16 protein-coding genes are annotated in these 16204 nt (G+C 65.7%); 12 read left to right on the top strand and 4 right to left on the bottom strand.

The genetic code is table 11. From position 1 onward, the window contains the following. Positions 1 to 100: 100 nt before the first annotated feature. Complete coding sequence (locus PGP17_RS11260; RefSeq protein WP_270375442.1) at positions 101 to 2224, top strand: TonB-dependent receptor plug domain-containing protein; 2124 nt, start codon at positions 101 to 103, stop codon at positions 2222 to 2224. 61 nt (positions 2225 to 2285) lie between these two features. Next, on the top strand, positions 2286 to 3170 hold the full coding sequence (locus tag PGP17_RS11255; RefSeq protein WP_270375441.1) for an aspartyl protease family protein: 885 nt from the start codon (positions 2286 to 2288) through the stop codon (positions 3168 to 3170). A 77-nt stretch (positions 3171 to 3247) separates the two neighbouring features. Here the strand turns inward: PGP17_RS11255 and PGP17_RS11250 are convergent, their stop codons facing one another. From PGP17_RS11250 to PGP17_RS11240, 3 genes are all read right to left on the bottom strand, one after another. Next, positions 3248 to 5059 carry a peptide MFS transporter gene (locus PGP17_RS11250; RefSeq protein ID WP_233342161.1) on the bottom strand — a complete coding sequence of 604 codons (1812 nt, stop codon included), beginning with the start codon at positions 5057 to 5059 and terminating at the stop codon, positions 3248 to 3250. A 107-nt stretch (positions 5060 to 5166) separates the two neighbouring features. Further along, positions 5167 to 6096: a 4-hydroxybenzoate octaprenyltransferase gene (ubiA, locus tag PGP17_RS11245; RefSeq protein ID WP_270375440.1), complete on the bottom strand. Its 930-nt coding sequence runs from the start codon at positions 6094 to 6096 to the stop codon at positions 5167 to 5169. A gap of 56 nt (positions 6097 to 6152) precedes the next feature. Beyond that, the gene (locus tag PGP17_RS11240) at positions 6153 to 7517 is read right to left on the bottom strand and encodes an NAD-dependent succinate-semialdehyde dehydrogenase (protein ID WP_270375438.1); all 1365 of its coding nucleotides are present in this window, start codon (positions 7515 to 7517) and stop codon (positions 6153 to 6155) included. A gap of 91 nt (positions 7518 to 7608) precedes the next feature. On the opposite strand from PGP17_RS11240, the gene PGP17_RS11235 reads away from it, so the two are divergent. From PGP17_RS11235 to PGP17_RS11190, 10 genes are all read left to right on the top strand, one after another. Next, on the top strand, positions 7609 to 8385 hold the full coding sequence (locus tag PGP17_RS11235) for a 16S rRNA (uracil(1498)-N(3))-methyltransferase (RefSeq protein WP_270375437.1): 777 nt from the start codon (positions 7609 to 7611) through the stop codon (positions 8383 to 8385). An 82-nt stretch (positions 8386 to 8467) separates the two neighbouring features. Then, positions 8468 to 9841 carry a glutamate--cysteine ligase gene (locus PGP17_RS11230; RefSeq protein WP_270375436.1) on the top strand — a complete coding sequence of 458 codons (1374 nt, stop codon included), beginning with the start codon at positions 8468 to 8470 and terminating at the stop codon, positions 9839 to 9841. Between the two features lie 979 nt (positions 9842 to 10820). Further along, entirely contained in the window at positions 10821 to 11396 is a 576-nt protein-coding gene (msrB, locus tag PGP17_RS11225; RefSeq protein WP_270375434.1) for a peptide-methionine (R)-S-oxide reductase MsrB, read from the top strand. A 29-nt stretch (positions 11397 to 11425) separates the two neighbouring features. Further along, a complete protein-coding gene (locus PGP17_RS11220; protein ID WP_270375433.1) occupies positions 11426 to 12004 on the top strand; it encodes a beta-class carbonic anhydrase in 579 nt (192 codons plus the stop codon). Positions 12005 to 12008: 4 nt separating this feature from the next. Next, positions 12009 to 12665 (top strand): class I SAM-dependent methyltransferase, encoded by a 657-nt coding sequence (locus PGP17_RS11215; RefSeq protein ID WP_270375432.1) that lies wholly within the window; start codon positions 12009 to 12011, stop codon positions 12663 to 12665. Positions 12666 to 12715: 50 nt separating this feature from the next. Then, positions 12716 to 13147 (top strand): MarR family winged helix-turn-helix transcriptional regulator, encoded by a 432-nt coding sequence (locus tag PGP17_RS11210; protein ID WP_270375431.1) that lies wholly within the window; start codon positions 12716 to 12718, stop codon positions 13145 to 13147. A 79-nt stretch (positions 13148 to 13226) separates the two neighbouring features. Further along, positions 13227 to 14264, top strand: coding sequence for a strictosidine synthase family protein (locus PGP17_RS11205; RefSeq protein WP_270375429.1), 1038 nt, complete (start codon positions 13227 to 13229; stop codon positions 14262 to 14264). Positions 14265 to 14354: 90 nt separating this feature from the next. Then, entirely contained in the window at positions 14355 to 15131 is a 777-nt protein-coding gene (locus tag PGP17_RS11200) for an enoyl-CoA hydratase (RefSeq protein WP_270375428.1), read from the top strand. A gap of 32 nt (positions 15132 to 15163) precedes the next feature. Further along, positions 15164 to 15460, top strand: coding sequence for a GNAT family N-acetyltransferase (locus PGP17_RS11195; protein WP_270375427.1), 297 nt, complete (start codon positions 15164 to 15166; stop codon positions 15458 to 15460). Then, the gene (locus tag PGP17_RS11190; protein WP_135944082.1) at positions 15457 to 15765 is read left to right on the top strand and encodes a GNAT family N-acetyltransferase; all 309 of its coding nucleotides are present in this window, start codon (positions 15457 to 15459) and stop codon (positions 15763 to 15765) included. The genes PGP17_RS11195 and PGP17_RS11190 overlap by 4 nt, the downstream gene beginning before the upstream one ends. Before the next feature lie 117 nt (positions 15766 to 15882). Here the strand turns inward: PGP17_RS11190 and PGP17_RS11185 are convergent, their stop codons facing one another. Next, positions 15883 to 16176, bottom strand: a complete 294-nt coding sequence (locus PGP17_RS11185; protein ID WP_135944083.1) for a hypothetical protein — start codon at positions 16174 to 16176, stop codon at positions 15883 to 15885. Positions 16177 to 16204 lie beyond the last annotated feature (28 nt).

The raw sequence follows: 16204 nt of genomic DNA, 5'->3' as shown, positions 1-16204 counted from the left end.
ACATGGTGATCTGGGCGTTTAGACCTCATCTCGGGCACGCTGGCCGATCGGCACAGTAAACAGCGTCGCCGAGATCAACATTCGCCATTCGGGGATCATCATGCACTTGACGCGATTTACCGCGCCGATCGGGATTTCTTTGCTCTTCAGCGCCTCTGCCTTGGCGCAAGAGGAACAGATCGGCGACGACAGTGTCAGTGCCGCCTCTGCCGTGCCTGCAGTCACTACCAGCGAGGCGATTGTCCAGTACCGGAGCGGCTTCTTCGATCAGTTCACGCCCGTCACCGCGGCCGACATGGTCACGCGCCTGCCCGGCTTTTCGCTCTCGGGCGGCGATACGGACCGCCGGGGCCTGGCTGACGCCTTCGGCAATCTGCTCATCAATGGCCGCCGGCCCAGCGACAAGTCCCAGGAGCTGCACGATATTCTCGACCGCATTCCGGCCGGCGATGTCGAACGCATCGAACTCGTGCGCGAAGCCGTGCCCGAGTACGACATGCGCGGTCACGGTCAGCTGGCCAATGTGATCCTGCGCGCCGGCGCGGGCCGCTCGATCAACTGGTCCGCCCGCGCCCTCTACCAGACTCGGTCCCACCGGGTTGTCCCCCATGGTGAAATCTTCCTGACCGACCGGTTCGGCGAAGTCGAGGTGACGGTCGGGCTGGAAGGCTACTGGAACGGACCCGAATTCCGCCAGGACAAGACAGTCTTCAACGGGCAAGGCGAACGCCTTCGTTTCGAGGACGGGATCGATCAGCGCCGCTATTACGAGTACACACCCACTGCGTCGATCGCGACCCCCGTGGGTGCCGACGGCCGGGTGCGCCTCGATCTGCGCGGCGAATTTTCCAACTGGCGCCGCAACTTCACCACGCGCGTGAGATCCGGCCTCAATCCGGAGGAGGTGATCGGACTGGAGCTGTTCACCACGAAGGAGCTCGAGCGCGAAGGATCGGCAACGCTGGCCTATTCGCACCGCCTCTCCGATGCGGTCGAGCTTCAAAGTACCGCCTTCGTGCGCGACTCCTCCTGGGATATCGGACCGGAGCGCTATGAAATCTACGATGCGGGCGGGCTGAAGGGCGCCGATCTGCTTTTGCTGGACGGGGCGAGCGGCGAGCGCGCCTTGCGCCAGCAAATCTCCTGGACCGCCAACGCGAACCATTCCTTCGATGCGGCGCTGGAAGGCGCTTTCAATTTCCGCGAGACCGCGCTCGATCTCTTTTTCGACGACGGCATGAGCGTGTCGCCGGTCGACCTGCCCGTCTCCGACACGCGGGTCGAGGAAGTGCGCGGGGAAGCCTCGTTCAACCATGTCTGGTCGATGGGCACGGCCTATTCGCTGGAAAGCGGTTTGCGCTACGAGGTCTCCGAAATCAGCCAGAGCGGCGACGCGGTGCAGGAACGCCAGTTCCGCTTTCTCAAACCGTCCATGGCGTTCATCTGGACCCCGGACGGCGTCACGCGCTGGCGCCTGGCCGGTCTTCGCGATGTCGACCAGCTGGAATTCTCCAAATTCGCCAGCTCGGTCAATCTCACCGACGATGTCGCCGTACTGGGCAATCCGGACTACCGCCCGGAAAATACGTGGACGCTGGAAGCCGAATGGGAGCGCCGGTTCGGCGACGACGCCACCGTTTCGGTCGTCGTCGGGCGCGACTGGGTCCAGGATCTGGACGACTACATTCCCGTCGTCACGCCCCGGGGCGTCTTCGATGCGCCGGGTAATATCGGTGACGGAATCCGTAACCGCGTGACGCTGGACTGGTCCTCCAACCTGGCCCTGTTCGGCATGTCCAACGCGGTGCTGGACGGTTTCGTGGAATGGTACGACACCCATGTCGACGATCCGCTGACCGGCGAGGACCGCCCCTTCTCCGATACCGCGGAATGGGAGCTCAGCTTCGATTTCCGCCAGACCTTCCCCGAGGCCCAATGGGCGTGGGGCTGGGACTATTACTGGCTCAGCGACCGCAGCATCTATCGCGCCCGCGAGCTGCGCGAGGAGGTCTTCACCAAGGGCGATCTCGACGTCTATGTGGAAACCTCGCGCTTTCGCGGTCTGACGGCGCGCCTGGGCGCCGATTTCATCATCGAGGATCCCTCGCAGAGGGAACGTATCATCTACGCCCGTTCACGCTCGGCCGGCCCGGTCGCGCTGATCGAACGGCGTGACTTTACAGAGGGCGCGCGCGTCTACATCCAGCTTCGCGGCACGCTCTAGGCGCGTCCGGGCTGGCAGAGTAGGGTTATCGCCCGATACTCTAAGTCCGGAGCATTTCGTTATGGCCCTCTTCCCCGTCCTGTCCCTCCTCGCAGCCGCCGTGCAGGCGGCGGGGCCGCAGGCCGCCGGAGAGGCGGGACAATGCGTTCCACTCGCCCTGAGCGCCGATTACCGCCCCGCCGTGACCGTCGAGATCGAAGGCTTCGGACCGGCCCGTTTCCTGATCGATACCGGGGCCAGTAACACGGCCCTTGCGCGCTCGGTCGTGGAAGCATTGAACGCGCAGGATGTAACGGCGCGCGAGGTCATCACCCTGACCGAATTATTCGCCACGGGCACAGTCGATGTATCGCTCTCGGTCTTCCCCGGCGAGGCGCGCGAGGTTGAGGCGGTCATCGTGGAGTCCGATCTGGAGGAAAGCTCCACCATTCTCGGCCTGCTGGGCGCGGACTTCTTCAGCGGTGACACGATCGACATGGATTTCAGCCGCGGCGCGCTGTGTATCACCGACGCATTGACCGCGCCGCGCGACGGCACACGTCACGAGCTGAGCCGCGTGCTGATCGCGAACGCCTCCCTTTATCATTTCAATCGGCCGGTCCGCGTGCTCGTGGACACAGGTGCAACCCGGTCGGTCGCCAACAGCCGGCTGGCCGAGCTCTACGCCTCGGTTCGCCAGTCTGGCTGGCCCGTCAGCCTGGGCGGGGTTGCCAGCCGCATCGACCGCACCGACGACTATGCCCGCCTCAACGAGTTCGAGATGGGCGGAACCTGCGTGCGCCGCCTCCTGCTTCCCGTCGCCGACGTCTACGTCTTCGAGGCGATGGGATGGCAGGACGAGCCGGCCATGATCATGGGCATGGACCTGCTTCAGTTCACCGATTTCGTGATCGATTACGATAGCGGCGACTTCCAGATTACCGGGCGCGACGCCCTCGCCTGCTGACCGGCGCTTCATCCAAAGAAAACGGCCGCGGGGGGATGCCCCGCGGCCGTTCTCGTTCAAGTCAGACCTGACGGCCTTTATGGCGCGTCGGACTCTCGGTCCATGGACGGGCCGGAAGCCTCGGTCTCGGTGGGATGGTAGTGCAGCTCCTTGGCCGCATCGCCCATCGCCTTCTTGATCAGGGGGCTGATGAGCAACATCACCACGGCGATGCCCATGGCGTACAGGCCGACCTGGGAATAGACCGCCGCGTAGCCTGCCTTGGCCGCTGCCGGATCGGTCAGCTGGCCGCCGAGCGTTTCCGCACCGGTGGTCGAGGCAATGACGCCGGCCAGGAAGTTGGACAGGCCGGAGAACAGGAACCAGGCGCCCATCGTCATGCCGACCACGCGTGCCGGAGCAAGCTTGGTCACCGCCGACAATCCGACCGGGGAGAGCATCAGCTCGCCCAGCGTGTGGATCAGGTAGATCAGGAAGACGAAGTAGACCGGAACCAGAGCCGCGCCGGACAGCTGGATCCCGCCGACCAGCACCCAGAAACCAAGACCGGCCATGAAGACGCCGAACGAGAATTTCACCGGCGTGGACGGGTTCCACCTGCGCTTGGACAGGAAAACCCAGAGCCAGGCCAGGATCGGCGCGAAGATGATGATGAAGCCCGCGTTCAGCGCCTGGAAGACCGGGGCCGGTACCGACCATCCGAACATGGTGCGGTCCACCAGCCGGTCGGTGAACAGGTTGAGCGAGGAGCCCGCCTGTTCAAACAGCGCCCAGAACGGGATCTGCGCCAGGATGAAATAGGTCGCTGCCAGCATCTGGCCGCGTTCCTGGCCCTTTGTGAAGAACACCGCATAGCCGACCAGGAAGGCCAGCATGATGAGGCCGATCGGGCCGAGAATGCCGCCGACATATTGCGGGTTCATCACCGCCAGCATGGCGACACCGATGATCACGAGGCCGGCCAGGTAGCAGGCCTGCTCGACCGTCACGATGCCCAGCACTTTTTCCTTCAGCTTGGCGGGATTGGGCGGCTCGGCCAGACCTTTGAGCCAGCCCTGGAAGAACAGGAAGGTCAAAAGGCCGATCAGCATGCCGATGCCGGCCAGGCCGAACCCCCATTTCCAGCCATAGACGATGCCGATTGTGCCCACGAGTACCGAGGAGAGGAAGGAGCCCAGATTGATGCCCATGTAGAACAGGGTGAAGCCGGAATCCCGCCTCGGATCGCCCAGCTCGTAGAGCTCCCCGACAATGGTGGAGATATTCGCCTTCAGATACCCCACGCCGGCGATGATGAGCGCCAGGGCGAAGTAGAGAATGTTGACGTAGAGCTGTTGCTGCTCGATGCGCGTCATCTCGTTTGAGAACGGCACTTCAGCCGGCAGGCCGACCGCGTCCGGATCGGCAATCTGCATCACCTGACCGCCCTCGGCGAAGCTGATCTGAGACTCGCCGATATCCGATACCAGGATCTGGTTCGCGTCGCCGCCGCGCCCGTCCAGCGTGATCTCGTACTCGGCACCTTCATAGGTGTAGATCTCGCGCGATCCCGAGCCCTCGAAGGCCATCATGCCGTGGCCGAGCACCAGAAGGATGGCGCCATAGGTCACCGCCTTCCTCTGCCCCAGATAGCGGTCTGCCAGCGTGCCCCCGATAATGGTCATGACGTAGACCAGCGCGGTGTAGGCCCCGTAGATCAGGGTCGACCGGGAATCGGAAAACAGGAAATGCTGGGTCAGGTAGATGATCAGCAGACCGCGCATCCCGTAATAGGAAAAGCGCTCCCACATCTCGGTCAGGAACAGGATGGCGAGCCCTTTCGGGTGACCGAAAAAGCTCGTGTCTTTCAGTCCGCTCGGGACCGGGTCATGGGTGGTGGTATCGCTCACGCAGGTCTCCCCCGTTTACTTGTCCGCCCGCGCGCAGGGCGTCAAAATTCGGTCGCAATAGAGCATGCAGGCGCGCTGCGGCCAAGCGGGCTTTTCGGTTGGCGGGTCTAGATCGCGAACGCTGCCGCAGCATAGGCGAGCACCAGCAGCAGCCCGCTCGTGCGGTTCGACTTGAACGCAGACAGGCAGGAGGCCCCGTCCTTCAGGTCCACGCGCAGGAGCTGGGAGAAGAGATGGGCGGCGTACAGCGAAACGAGCACCGCGAACACAAGCGATGCGCCCGCCACCACGCCGGCCGCGACCGCCAGAAGCGCGCTCAGGGCATAGAATATCCACAGTCCGGGCAGGATTCGCGGGCCGAGCGCGCGCGCGGAGGATTTCACCCCGACCAGCGCGTCGTCCTCGATATCCTGGCAGGCATAGATCGTGTCATAGCCCAGCGTCCAGAACAGGCCGGACGCGTAGAGCAGGAAGGCTTCCGGCGCGAATCCCCCCGCCCCGGCGGCGAAGGCGACCAGCGCGCCCCAGTTGAAGGTCAGCCCCAGCCAGGCTTGCGGCCACCAGGTGATGCGCTTCATGAAGGGGTAGCCGGCCACCAGCACCAGCGCGCCCAGCCCGGTCGCTATGGCCACCGGCGGCAGCTGGATCAGCACCAGGAGGCCCACCAGGCTTTGCGCTACCAGGAAGATCCAGGCGCGCTTTAAACTCACCGTCCCGGCCACAAGCGGCCGGTTGGCGGTGCGCGCGACCTGAGCGTCGAGATCGCGGTCGACAATGTCGTTATAGGTGCAGCCCGCCCCGCGCATGGCGACCGCGCCGATGGCGAAGAGCAGCGCGTAGTAGAGATCGACCCAGCCTAAGCCGGACCCGATCCCGGCCAGCGCCAGCCCCTGGAAACAGGGCAGTGCGAGCAGCCAGAAGCCGGCCGGCCGGTCATAGCGCGCCAGCCTCAGATACGGTCGCACGGGACCGGGCGCCCGGTCGACCCAGGTTTTCGGCAGGCTGTCTGCGACGCGGCGATCTCGGGCAAGGCTCATGGCGTAGCCTTAGCCGAGCGCTCGCCCGCGCGAAAGTTCGCGCCGCCGTTCGCGCCTCACTCTTTCACCGCAATTGTCTTGCGGTTGGTGAATTCCAGGATGCCGGCCCGAGCGAGCTCGCGCCCGTGGCCGGACGCCTTCACCCCGCCGAAGGGCAGGCGCGGGTCGGAGGCGACCATCTGGTTGACATAGGTCGAGCCTGCTTCGATCCGGTTGCACGCCTGTTCGATCTCGCCCTCGTCTTTCGACCAGAAGGACGAACCGAGCCCGTAGCGATGGTCGTTGGCCAGATGGATCGCCTGCTCCAGGTCGCCAACCTTGAAGAAGAGCGCGACCGGGCCGAACAGCTCGTCCTTGTAGCCGGGGCTGTCTTCGGGAATGTCTTCCAGAACGCCGGGCGTGAACCACGCACCTTCGCGCCGTCCAGGCTCGACCACCGCCCTGGCGCCCGCCTTGATCGTGTCGCGCACCTGCGCGTCGAGCTCCTCGGCAGCGTCAGGACCGACCAGCGGGCCGATATCGGTGTCCTCGTCGAGCGGGTCGCCCACCGTCTGGGCCTTCAACTCCTCGACGAAGCGGTCCTTGAACGCCTCGTAGACGTCTTCGTGCACGATGAAGCGCTTGGCCGCGATGCAGGACTGGCCGTTATTCTGTATGCGGGCCTTCACGCCCACCTTCGCGGCGGCGTCCAGATCGGCGCTGGGCATCACGACGAAGGCGTCCGAGCCGCCCAGCTCCAGCACGCAGGGCTTGATCGCCTGGCCGGCCGCCTCGCCGACCTTGCGACCGGCACCCTCAGACCCGGTCAGCGTCACGCCGCGGATACGCGCGTCGCCGACCAGCCCGCTCGCCGTCTTGCCGTCGATCAGCAGGCTGGTGAAGCTGCCCGGCTCGAAGCCGGCGCGCTTGAACACGTCCTCGATGGCTTTCGCGCAGCCCGGCACATTGGAGGCGTGTTTCAGTATACCCGGATTGCCCGCCATCAGGTTTGGCGCGGCAAAGCGGAAGACCTGCCAGAAGGGGAAATTCCACGGCATGATCGCCAGAACCGGCCCCAGCGGCAGGTAGCGCAGCGCGCAGCGTCCCTTGTCGCCGGCCTCGATCGGTTCGTCCTTGAGGAAGTCCTCGGCATTGTCGGCGTAATAGCGGCAGACCCAGGCGCATTTCTCCGCCTCGGCCCTGGCCTGGGCGACCGGCTTGCCCATCTCGCGCGACATCAGCTTTGCCAGCTCGCCGGCCTCGTTCTCCATGATGTCGCCGGCCCGGCGCATGCGCTCGGCCCGGCCCTTGAAGCCCAGGCGCGCCAGCGTGCCGACGGCCGTGACCGCCTGCTCCAGGGCGGTCTCGATCCGGTCCTTGTCCGCGCCCTCATGGGTCGCGAAGACCTCGCCAGTCGCCGGATTCCTCGATTCAAACGCCATGGGGTGCCTCGTTCTTTCGCTCTGTCATGGCGCCAACGCTTCGTCGCGCCCCGCGGTTTCGCCCCGGCTGTGAACGCGCTAGAGGAGCAGGATGACTGTCGAACCGCGCCTCTATCTGAATACCGACCTGTCCGCCGGCGCCGAGCTTGCGCTGGGCAAGGAGGAGAGTCACTACCTGCTCACGGTGATGCGGCGCAAAGCCGGGGACGGCGTGCGCGTCTTCAACGGGCGTGACGGCGAATGGCGCGCCGAGGTGGCCGATGCGGGCAAGCGCGCGGCCCGTCTCTCAGTCCAGGCCCGTCTGCGCGAGCAGCGCGAGAGCCCGGACGTCCATCTCTATTTCTCGCCGGTCAAGCGCGCGCGCACCGACTTCATCGTGGAGAAGGCAACCGAGCTTGGCGCGGCCCGGATCGCACCCGTGATGACACGGCGCACCATGGCCGAGACCGTGCGTCTCGACCGGCTGGCCGCCCATGCGCGCGAAGCGGCCGAGCAGACCGAGCGCCTGGACCTGCCGCAGATCGGCGAACCGCGCACGCTGGCCGCCCTGATCGATGGCTGGGCGAAAGACCGCGCCCTCCTCTTCTGCGACGAGGCGGGCGATGAGGGCGGCAAGCCCTGGGGCGGCGAGGCCGGCCGGGCCAAGCCCATTCTGGAGGCCTTGCAGCGCTTCGAGCGCGGCACGCCCTTTGCCATCCTGATCGGACCGGAGGGCGGGTTCGACCCGGCCGAGCGCGACATACTGCGCGATCAGGATTTCGTCGTGCCGGTCACGCTGGGCCCGCGCATCCTGCGCGCCGACACTGCGGCAGCGGCCGCCCTGACCGTCTACCAGGCGGTGCTGGGCGACTGGAACACGAGCCTGTGATTGGCGCATACGCCCACTTGCGGCAGGGGCTTTGCCCGCATACCTGTCTGCCCACCAAAGGGTTGAAACCACGGGGCGAGACATGAGCGGCACGTATAACGCTGGCGGCGAAGGCGCCCCGATCGAACACAAATCCCAGCTGGTGGAGGCCATCGCGGCGGGTGAAAAACCGCGCGACGCTTGGCGCATCGGCACCGAGCACGAGAAGTTCGGCTTCACCCTGGATGGCCACAACCCGCTGCCCTACGAGAGCGACGGTCCGAGCGTGCGCAAGATGCTTGAGGGCCTGGTGCGCTTTGGCTGGACCCCGATCGAGGAAGACGGCAAGCCGGTCGCGCTCAAACGCAATGGCGGATCGATCACGCTGGAACCGGGCGGCCAGTTCGAGCTGTCCGGCGCGCCGCTGGAAACCCTGCACGAGACCTGCGCGGAGGTGAATGGCCATCTGCGCGAGGTCAAGAGCGTCGCCGACGAGATCGGCGCTGGCTTCCTGGGGCTGGGCTTCTCGCCCAAATGGTCTCTGGAAGAGACCCCGATGATGCCCAAGGCGCGCTATCAGATCATGCGCAACTACATGGCCCGGGTCGGCACGATGGGCCATCAGATGATGTTCCGCTCGTGTACCGTCCAGACCAATCTGGACTTTGGCAGCGAAGCGGACATGGCGAAGAAATTCCGCGTCTCGCTCGCGCTCCAGCCCATCGCCACGGCCCTGTTCGCCAACTCGCCCTTCAAGGATGGCGGGCTGAACGGCTATCGCTCATACCGCGCCCATGTGTGGACCGACACCGACAACAACCGCACCGGCCAGCTCCCCTTCGTCTTCGAGGAGGGCTTTGGCTACGAGCACTATGTCGACTGGGCGCTCGACGTGCCGATGTATTTCGTCAAGCGCGAGGGCCGTTTCATCGACGCCTCGGGCCAGAGCTTCCGCGATTTCCTCAGGGGCGAACTGCCCGCCCTGCCCGGCGCCGTTCCGGTCCTGAGCGACTGGGAGGATCACCTCTCCACCCTCTTCCCCGAAGTGCGCCTGAAGACCTTCCTGGAACAGCGCGGCGCCGATGGCGGCCCGTGGAGCCGGCTCTGTGCCCTGCCCGCCTTCTGGGTCGGCCTGCTCTATGACGATACCGCGCTGGATGCCGCCTGGGACCTCGTCAAGGACTGGACGAACGAGGAACGCATCGCCCTGCGCACCGACACCGCCAAACTCGCCCTCCAGGCCCCCTTCCGCGAGGGCAAGGTCCAGGACGTGGCGCTCAAGGCGCTCGACATCGCCCGTGAAGGCCTGAAGGCGCGCGCCCGCCTCAACGCCCACGGCGAACACGAAGCCCTCTTCCTCGACGATCTGTTCGAGATCGCCAGAAGCGGCCACTCGCCGGCCGACCTCCTCATCGAACGCTTCCACAATGAGTGGAATGACAGCGTGGAGCCGGTCTTCAAGGCGTGCGCGTATTAGGGGCGCTTGCCGTCCGATGCTTCGAGGCTCGCTTTGCTCGCACCTCAGCATGAGGGTGCAGTCGGGGTCTGCGGTGCTATTTTTGCATTTTTATTACAATAGCTTGATTTCGAGCCCACCCTCATCCTGAGGTGCCCGGTTGAAAACCGGGCCTCGAAGGATCGGATGACGGCCTCCGGCCAAGCTCGTGCAGACAAGAGAACAAGCACCTCTCTCCTGACGAAAGTCAGGACCCAGAGAGCGTGAGGCCCCCTACGTTCCCTCGCTTCCGCGATTCCGAACCGTCGACCAACAAATCACATAAAAACAATCGCCTCCCGGCGAAAGCCGGGATCCAGAGATCGTGGAACGCCCTCATCGGATCACGCCGCTCGGGTCTCCCCTGGACTCCGGCCTGCGCCGGGGAGCGCCGATGCAGTCCTTCCAAAACCGGGCCGGGGCCGACCGGAACGACACGAGTCCCTGTACTCAATCACAGGCTCTGAAATCCCGGGCGGAGCGCAGCGCAGACCCGGGACCTCTCGAAGACAAACCGCCCCGAGGCCCCGGCACTCCCTTCGGTCGGCCGGGGTTTCATCAGATTACATGTCCTGAAATCCCGGGCCGCGAAGCGGACCCGGGACCTGGATAAGGACAGGGCGCCTTCATTTGATGACGGCGCCCCAAACCCTCTGGATCCCCGGTCAGGCCGGGGATCATGAAAGTGGGGGCATAAGGATCACACCCCCTTCTCCGCCCCTGCCAGCCGCGGCTCTACTCTCCTCTGTGTCCTGTCAGCGGAGCCAGTCATGACGCCTCACCCTCATTCACCCGCCATCAAGCCCGCACCGGGGCCGGATGAGAGTCGTGGTAGTAGTAGGAGTCACCCCCGCCTTGCCCATTCTCACGCTCGCTCGCCGCTGGCACACACAGGCGTGATTGGACGCCCGGCCCGCTCACACTAGGTTAGAGATCAAGCTGAATTACGGAGTTTTGCCTCATGCTCGACCGCCGGATTTTCCTGGCCTCCGCCGCTGCCGTCGCCGCCTGCGGGCGTCCTTCGGCCAGCGAGGCCCAGCCCGACACCTCAGCCGACACGACGGCCAGCACGCCAGCGCCGGGCGCGCCTTCGCGCCGCGAGAGCGCGCCGCGCATCGTCGCGATGGGCGAGGCGAGCGAGGATTTTGCGAGTTTTACCCGCGAGGACTGGCGCGCGCGTCTGACCGAGGCCGAGTTCGACGTGCTGCGCCGCGAGGGCACGGAGCGGCCGGGCAGCTCGCCCCTGCTGGAGGAGAGCCGCGCGGGGACCTATATCTGCGCGGGCTGTGCCCTGCCGCTTTTCCGGTCCGAGACCAAGTTTGAGTCCGGCACGGGCTGGCCGAGCTTCTATACCCATATCGAGGGCGCGTTGGAGACCAAGACCGATCTGCGCCTGTGGACGCCGCGCACCGAGTATCATTGCGTGCGCTGCGAAGGCCATCAGGGCCACGTCTTCGAGGACGGGCCGGAACCGACCGGCGAGCGCTGGTGCAATAATGGCGTCGCGCTGGACTTCGTGCCCGACACGGCCACTTGAACGCTCAGATTTCACAGAGGAACACGCCCATGTCCGGAAATTACGACCACATCAAGCGCGCCAATGACGACTATGCCGCGAGCTTCGACCGGGGCGGCAAGCCCATTCCCCCGGCAAAGCAGGCTGCGGTGCTGACCTGCATGGATGCGCGCATCATGCCGGCCGAGGCGCTGGGCTTCGAGCTGGGCGATGTTCACGTCATCCGCAATGCCGGCGGTCGCGCCAGCGACGACGCGATCCGCTCGCTCGTGATTTCCCACAAGCTGCTCGGCACGAAGGAATTCTACGTCATCCATCACACCGATTGCGGCATGGGAATGTTCGACCAGGCCACGATGGAGACCCTGCTGGAGAGCAGCCTGAACACCGCCACGCCGGGCGCGGACGGCTGGAGCGACCCGGGCGGCGAGGATGGTTCTCAAGAGGGCCGATTCATCAAATGGCTCACCTTCTCCGACGCGGCCGAGGCGGTGACCGAGGGCGTGACGCGCATCCGCAACCACAAGCTGGTGCCGGGCCGCATTCCCGTCTACGGCTTCATCTATGACGTCGACACCGGAAAGCTCGCCGAGATCGAAGCGGCCAGCGCCGCAGGGCGCGCCCGCTAGACACGTGCTGGCTCCGGCGCTCGATCCGGCACGCTTCATCGCGGACAATACCCGCGTGCAGAGCGCGCCGCTGACGCCGGAGCTCTCCTTCCACCTCGCCGACGAAACGATCGCGATCTGGGAGAAGACCGAGGAGGCGCTGGGCCGGATGGGCTTGCCTCCGCCCTTCTGGGCGTTCGCCTGGGCGGGCGGTCAGGCGCTCGCGCGCTATTGTCTGGACAATCCGGGGCTGGTCTCGGGCAAGCACGTTCTTGATTTCGCCTGCGGCTGCGCGGTCGCCGGCATCGGCGCGGCGAGGGCCGGCGCGGCACGCGTGGATGCGAGCGAGATCGATGCCTTTGCCGTCGAGGCCGCCCATGCCAATGCCCGGCTGAACGGCGTCACACTGCATGCGCGCGAAATCGACCTGGTCGGGACGGACGAAGGCTGGGACGTGGTGCTGGCCGGCGATGTCTTCTACGAAGGCCCCGGCGCGGCGCGCATCGCCGCCTGGCTTTCGGATCTGAATAAACGCGGCGCGCTGGTCCTGGTCGGCGATCCGGGCCGCGCCTTCATGCCGAAGGACCGGCTGGAAGCCCTGGCGCGCTACGACACCCCGGTTACGCGGGACCTGGAAGACCGCGATGTGCGCCTGGCCCGGGTCTGGCGCTTCAAGGGCTGAGCCCGCCGCCAATCTTTCGGGTCCGAAAGAATCGGCGCAGGGTCTCGCCCATGGCTCGTGTTCGCGCCGTCGACCGGCGGCTCTACCTCCTGATCGAAATCGCTGCGCGCCGCCTGCATCGCGACGCGGACGCGCGGCTGCGCAAGCACGCCACGGTCAGCGCCAGCCAGGCCGCCGTGCTCTTCCTCCTCTTACGCCGGGGCGAGCGGCGCATGGGCGCGATCGGCGAGGTTCTGGCGCTCGGCGCACCTGCCGTCACCGGCCTGGTGACGCGCATGGAGACCGCCGGGCTGGTCACCAAGCATCCCGACCCGGACGACCGGCGCGGCGCCGTCGTCGCCCTGACCGAGGCGGGCCGCGAAGCCGGCGAACGCGCCGACGCAGTGCTGCGCGAGTTCAACAGCGAGCTGACCGCTCTGTTCGGGGAGGAGGATGCGGACACCGTGCACCGCGCCCTCACCCGCATCGCCACGGGCGGCTGACCCAACCAGGCCATTGGCGAAAAGGTTAATGCGGGTGTAAGCTCTCCTTGAAGACTTGAAGGGTCTGGGGGACGCCGATATGCGCACACTGCTGATCGCGCTCGTCATTATCGTTATCGCACTCGCGGCACGCGCGGCCTGGATCGTGCTGCCTGCGGCGGGCACTTTCGCCGATCTTGAGCAAACCGGGCTGGACGGGTGCGAGGCGCTCACCATCGCGCCGGGCACCGAGGACGTGACGATCCACCCGGTCACCGGCCTGGCCTATGTCTCCGCGGCCGAGCGGCGCGGCGGCGATGGCGGCGCCAACGGCATCTGGGCATTCGACCCGGCAGATCCGCAGATGACCCTGCGCAAGGTGAGCGACGGGCCGGAGGATTTCCACCCGCACGGCATCTCGCTGCTGACGCGCGACAACGCGCCAGACCGCCTTTTCGTGATCAACCATCCGCGCGCAGGCGGGCACCGTGTGGAGATTTTCGAGATCGGCACGGACGGCGCGCTCTCCCATATCGAATCCATCACCTACCCCGACCTCTCTTCGCCCAACGACCTGCTGGCGGTCGGGCCGCGCAGCTTTTACGCCACCAATGACCGGCGCTATCAGACCGGCATTCTGTCCACGCTGGAGGCATTTCTTGGCCTGCCGCTAGGGGGCGTCAGCTTCTTTGACGGCCAGACCGGATCGATCGCCGCCGACGGGCTGGTCTACGCCAACGGCATCGCCATGGCGCCGGACGGGCGGACGATCTATGTCGCCGAGCTCCTCACACGCCGGGTCAATGTCTACCGGCGCGATGGCGCGGACGGGCGGCTGGAACGTATCGACCGCATCGCGGCTCACACCGGCCCGGACAATATCGAGATCGGACCGCAGGGCGATCTGTGGATCGGCGCCCATCCCAATATCTTCGCCCTTTTGGACCACGCCGAAGACCCGGACTCCATCGCGCCGTCCGAGGTCATCCGCGTCGACCCGGAGACCGGCGCGGTGTCGCGCGAGCTGATGGCGCTGAACGGCGAGCTGAATGCCTCCAGCGTCGGCGCGATCAGCGGCACCCACCTCATCGTCGGGGCCGTGTTCGATGATCGCGTGCTGATCTGCCCGCGCAGCTGACAGACGAGGCGTGACACCTCGCGCGCTTGACCGGCAGGCCCGGTCTCCGTTCAGATCGCCGCCAGTCAATACTCAACAAGGACATTGCCCATGAGCGACGATATTCGCGTCGAGGACACCGGCCCGGTCCGGGTCATCCGCTTTGACCGTGTAGCCAAGAAGAACGCGATCACGCGCGCCATGTATTCGGCCATGGCCCGCGCCCTGGAAGAGGCGAGCAGCGACACGGCCATCCGCGTGGTGGTGATCGCCGGGCAGGACGGTGTCTTCACCGCCGGCAACGACCTTGTGGACTTCATGGAGGCCCCGCCTCATATCGGCGGCGCGGATACCCCGCCGGTCGAGGATTTCATGCGCGCCCTGATGGGCTGCAGCAAGCCGGTCATCGCGGCGGTCGACGGCATGGCCATCGGGATCGGGACGACCCTGCTCCTGCACTGCGACCTTGCCTATGCGTCCACCCGCGCCGTGTTCAAGACACCCTTCGTCGATCTTGCCCTGGCGCCGGAGTTCGGCTCCAGCCAGATCCTGCCCGGCCTGCTCGGACGCAGCGTGGCGAGCGAGCTTCTGCTGCTGGGCGAGAGCTGGGATGCCGGAACGGCCAAGGCGCGCCATCTGGTCAGCGATGTCTTCGAGGCCGAAACGCTGGAGGACGAGGTCATGACCCGCGCCCGCGCCCTGGCCGCCAAGGCGCCCTCCGCCATCCGCGCGGCCAAGTCGCTGATGACCTCGCCATCCGAAGATCTGATGGAGCGGATCAAGCGCGAAGGCGAACTCTTCGCCGATCTGCTGCGTTCCGAGGAGTTCAAGGAGGCGGTCGGCGCCTTCATGGAACGGCGCAAGCCGGACTTTTCAAAGTTCGGCTGACAGCCCCGGCTCAAGCTGCGCGAGGTGACAGGATGGGCGAGACGATGATTACCGAAACGCGTGACGGGGCACTCGGGCGCTATGCCGTCTCTCATGGGAAAGACGGCGAGAGCGAGCTGACCTACACGATGCAGGGTCAGGTCATGGTCATCGGCCATACCTTCACCCCGCCCGCCCTTCGCGGACACGGGATTGCCGCCCGCCTTGTCGAGCGCGCGGTCGAAGACGCGAGAAAACGCGGGTGGACCATCAATCCGGTCTGCCCCTATGTGCGCATCAAGATGGACCGCACTCCGGCCATGAACGATGTGCGGGAGGCCGGAACATGAGCGTGGCCGAGTTTGAAATCCTCGAAGAGCGTACGCCGACCAAGGGCCGCTATTTCGTGCAGGCAGACGGCAAGCCGGATGCCGAACTCACCTTCTCCATCGCCAATGCGCACCTGATCATTATCGATCACACCGGCGTGCCGGACGCGTGGCGCGGGCAAGGCGTGGGGCAGGCCCTGGTGGAACGCGCGGTGCTCGATGCGCGGGCCAACGGCGTTCAGATTGTGCCGCTATGCCCGTTCGCGAAGGCTCAGATCGAGAAGCACCCCGAGTGGCAGGACGTGCTCACTCCCCGCAAGCCATAAAAAAGGACCGGGCTTGGGGTTGCCCGGTCCTTCAAGTTACGGCTTTCGCGTGCTCACGAGGGGTAAACACACGAGCATCCTGTCGCTGTTTTCTTTAAATTCGGTAACTGAATGTGTTCAGCGCATTTTGTCGCTCTGATCGGCGCTCTCGCTGTCAGTGTCCGGGTCGGTACGCGAGAGGACGCGAGAGAACGGGCCGGGAATCGCTTTCTGAGCCTGACGCATCCAGCGGTCGAAGCGCGGATGCGCATCGCGCGCCGCAATGACCCAGCCGCGCACCAGGCTCGAATTGGAGACAAGCAGGGCCAGCCCCGTGGCGATCATCACGGCACCGACGGGGATCGGGGTCCAGAATAGCGGCAGGCCCGCCACGATCAGCACGATCCCGATGAACTGGTAGACGAAACTCATTCCGGCTCCCGCTTGCATAGCTGGCTAG

Source organism: Marinicauda sp. Alg238-R41 (assembly GCF_947331485.1).
GTDB lineage: Bacteria > Pseudomonadota > Alphaproteobacteria > Caulobacterales > Maricaulaceae > Marinicauda > Marinicauda pacifica.
Note: the sequence above shows the minus strand (reverse complement) of the source record. Positions and strands in the feature narration are given on the sequence as shown.

Bases quoted from the DNA above. Each gene is read 5' to 3' on its own strand.
- PGP17_RS11260 (WP_270375442.1), top strand. From the start codon at position 101: ATGCACTTGACGCGATTTACCGCGCCGATCGGGATTTCTTTGCTCTTC.
- PGP17_RS11255 (WP_270375441.1), top strand. From the start codon at position 2,286: ATGGCCCTCTTCCCCGTCCTGTCCCTCCTCGCAGCCGCCGTGCAGGCG.
- ubiA (WP_270375440.1), bottom strand. From the start codon at position 6,096: ATGAGCCTTGCCCGAGATCGCCGCGTCGCAGACAGCCTGCCGAAAACC.
- PGP17_RS11240 (WP_270375438.1), bottom strand. From the start codon at position 7,517: ATGGCGTTTGAATCGAGGAATCCGGCGACTGGCGAGGTCTTCGCGACC.
- PGP17_RS11235 (WP_270375437.1), top strand. From the start codon at position 7,609: ATGACTGTCGAACCGCGCCTCTATCTGAATACCGACCTGTCCGCCGGC.
- PGP17_RS11230 (WP_270375436.1), top strand. From the start codon at position 8,468: ATGAGCGGCACGTATAACGCTGGCGGCGAAGGCGCCCCGATCGAACAC.
- msrB (WP_270375434.1), top strand. From the start codon at position 10,821: ATGCTCGACCGCCGGATTTTCCTGGCCTCCGCCGCTGCCGTCGCCGCC.
- PGP17_RS11220 (WP_270375433.1), top strand. From the start codon at position 11,426: ATGTCCGGAAATTACGACCACATCAAGCGCGCCAATGACGACTATGCC.
- PGP17_RS11210 (WP_270375431.1), top strand. From the start codon at position 12,716: ATGGCTCGTGTTCGCGCCGTCGACCGGCGGCTCTACCTCCTGATCGAA.
- PGP17_RS11205 (WP_270375429.1), top strand. From the start codon at position 13,227: ATGCGCACACTGCTGATCGCGCTCGTCATTATCGTTATCGCACTCGCG.
- PGP17_RS11200 (WP_270375428.1), top strand. From the start codon at position 14,355: ATGAGCGACGATATTCGCGTCGAGGACACCGGCCCGGTCCGGGTCATC.
- PGP17_RS11195 (WP_270375427.1), top strand. From the start codon at position 15,164: ATGGGCGAGACGATGATTACCGAAACGCGTGACGGGGCACTCGGGCGC.
- PGP17_RS11190 (WP_135944082.1), top strand. From the start codon at position 15,457: ATGAGCGTGGCCGAGTTTGAAATCCTCGAAGAGCGTACGCCGACCAAG.
- PGP17_RS11185 (WP_135944083.1), bottom strand. From the start codon at position 16,176: ATGAGTTTCGTCTACCAGTTCATCGGGATCGTGCTGATCGTGGCGGGC.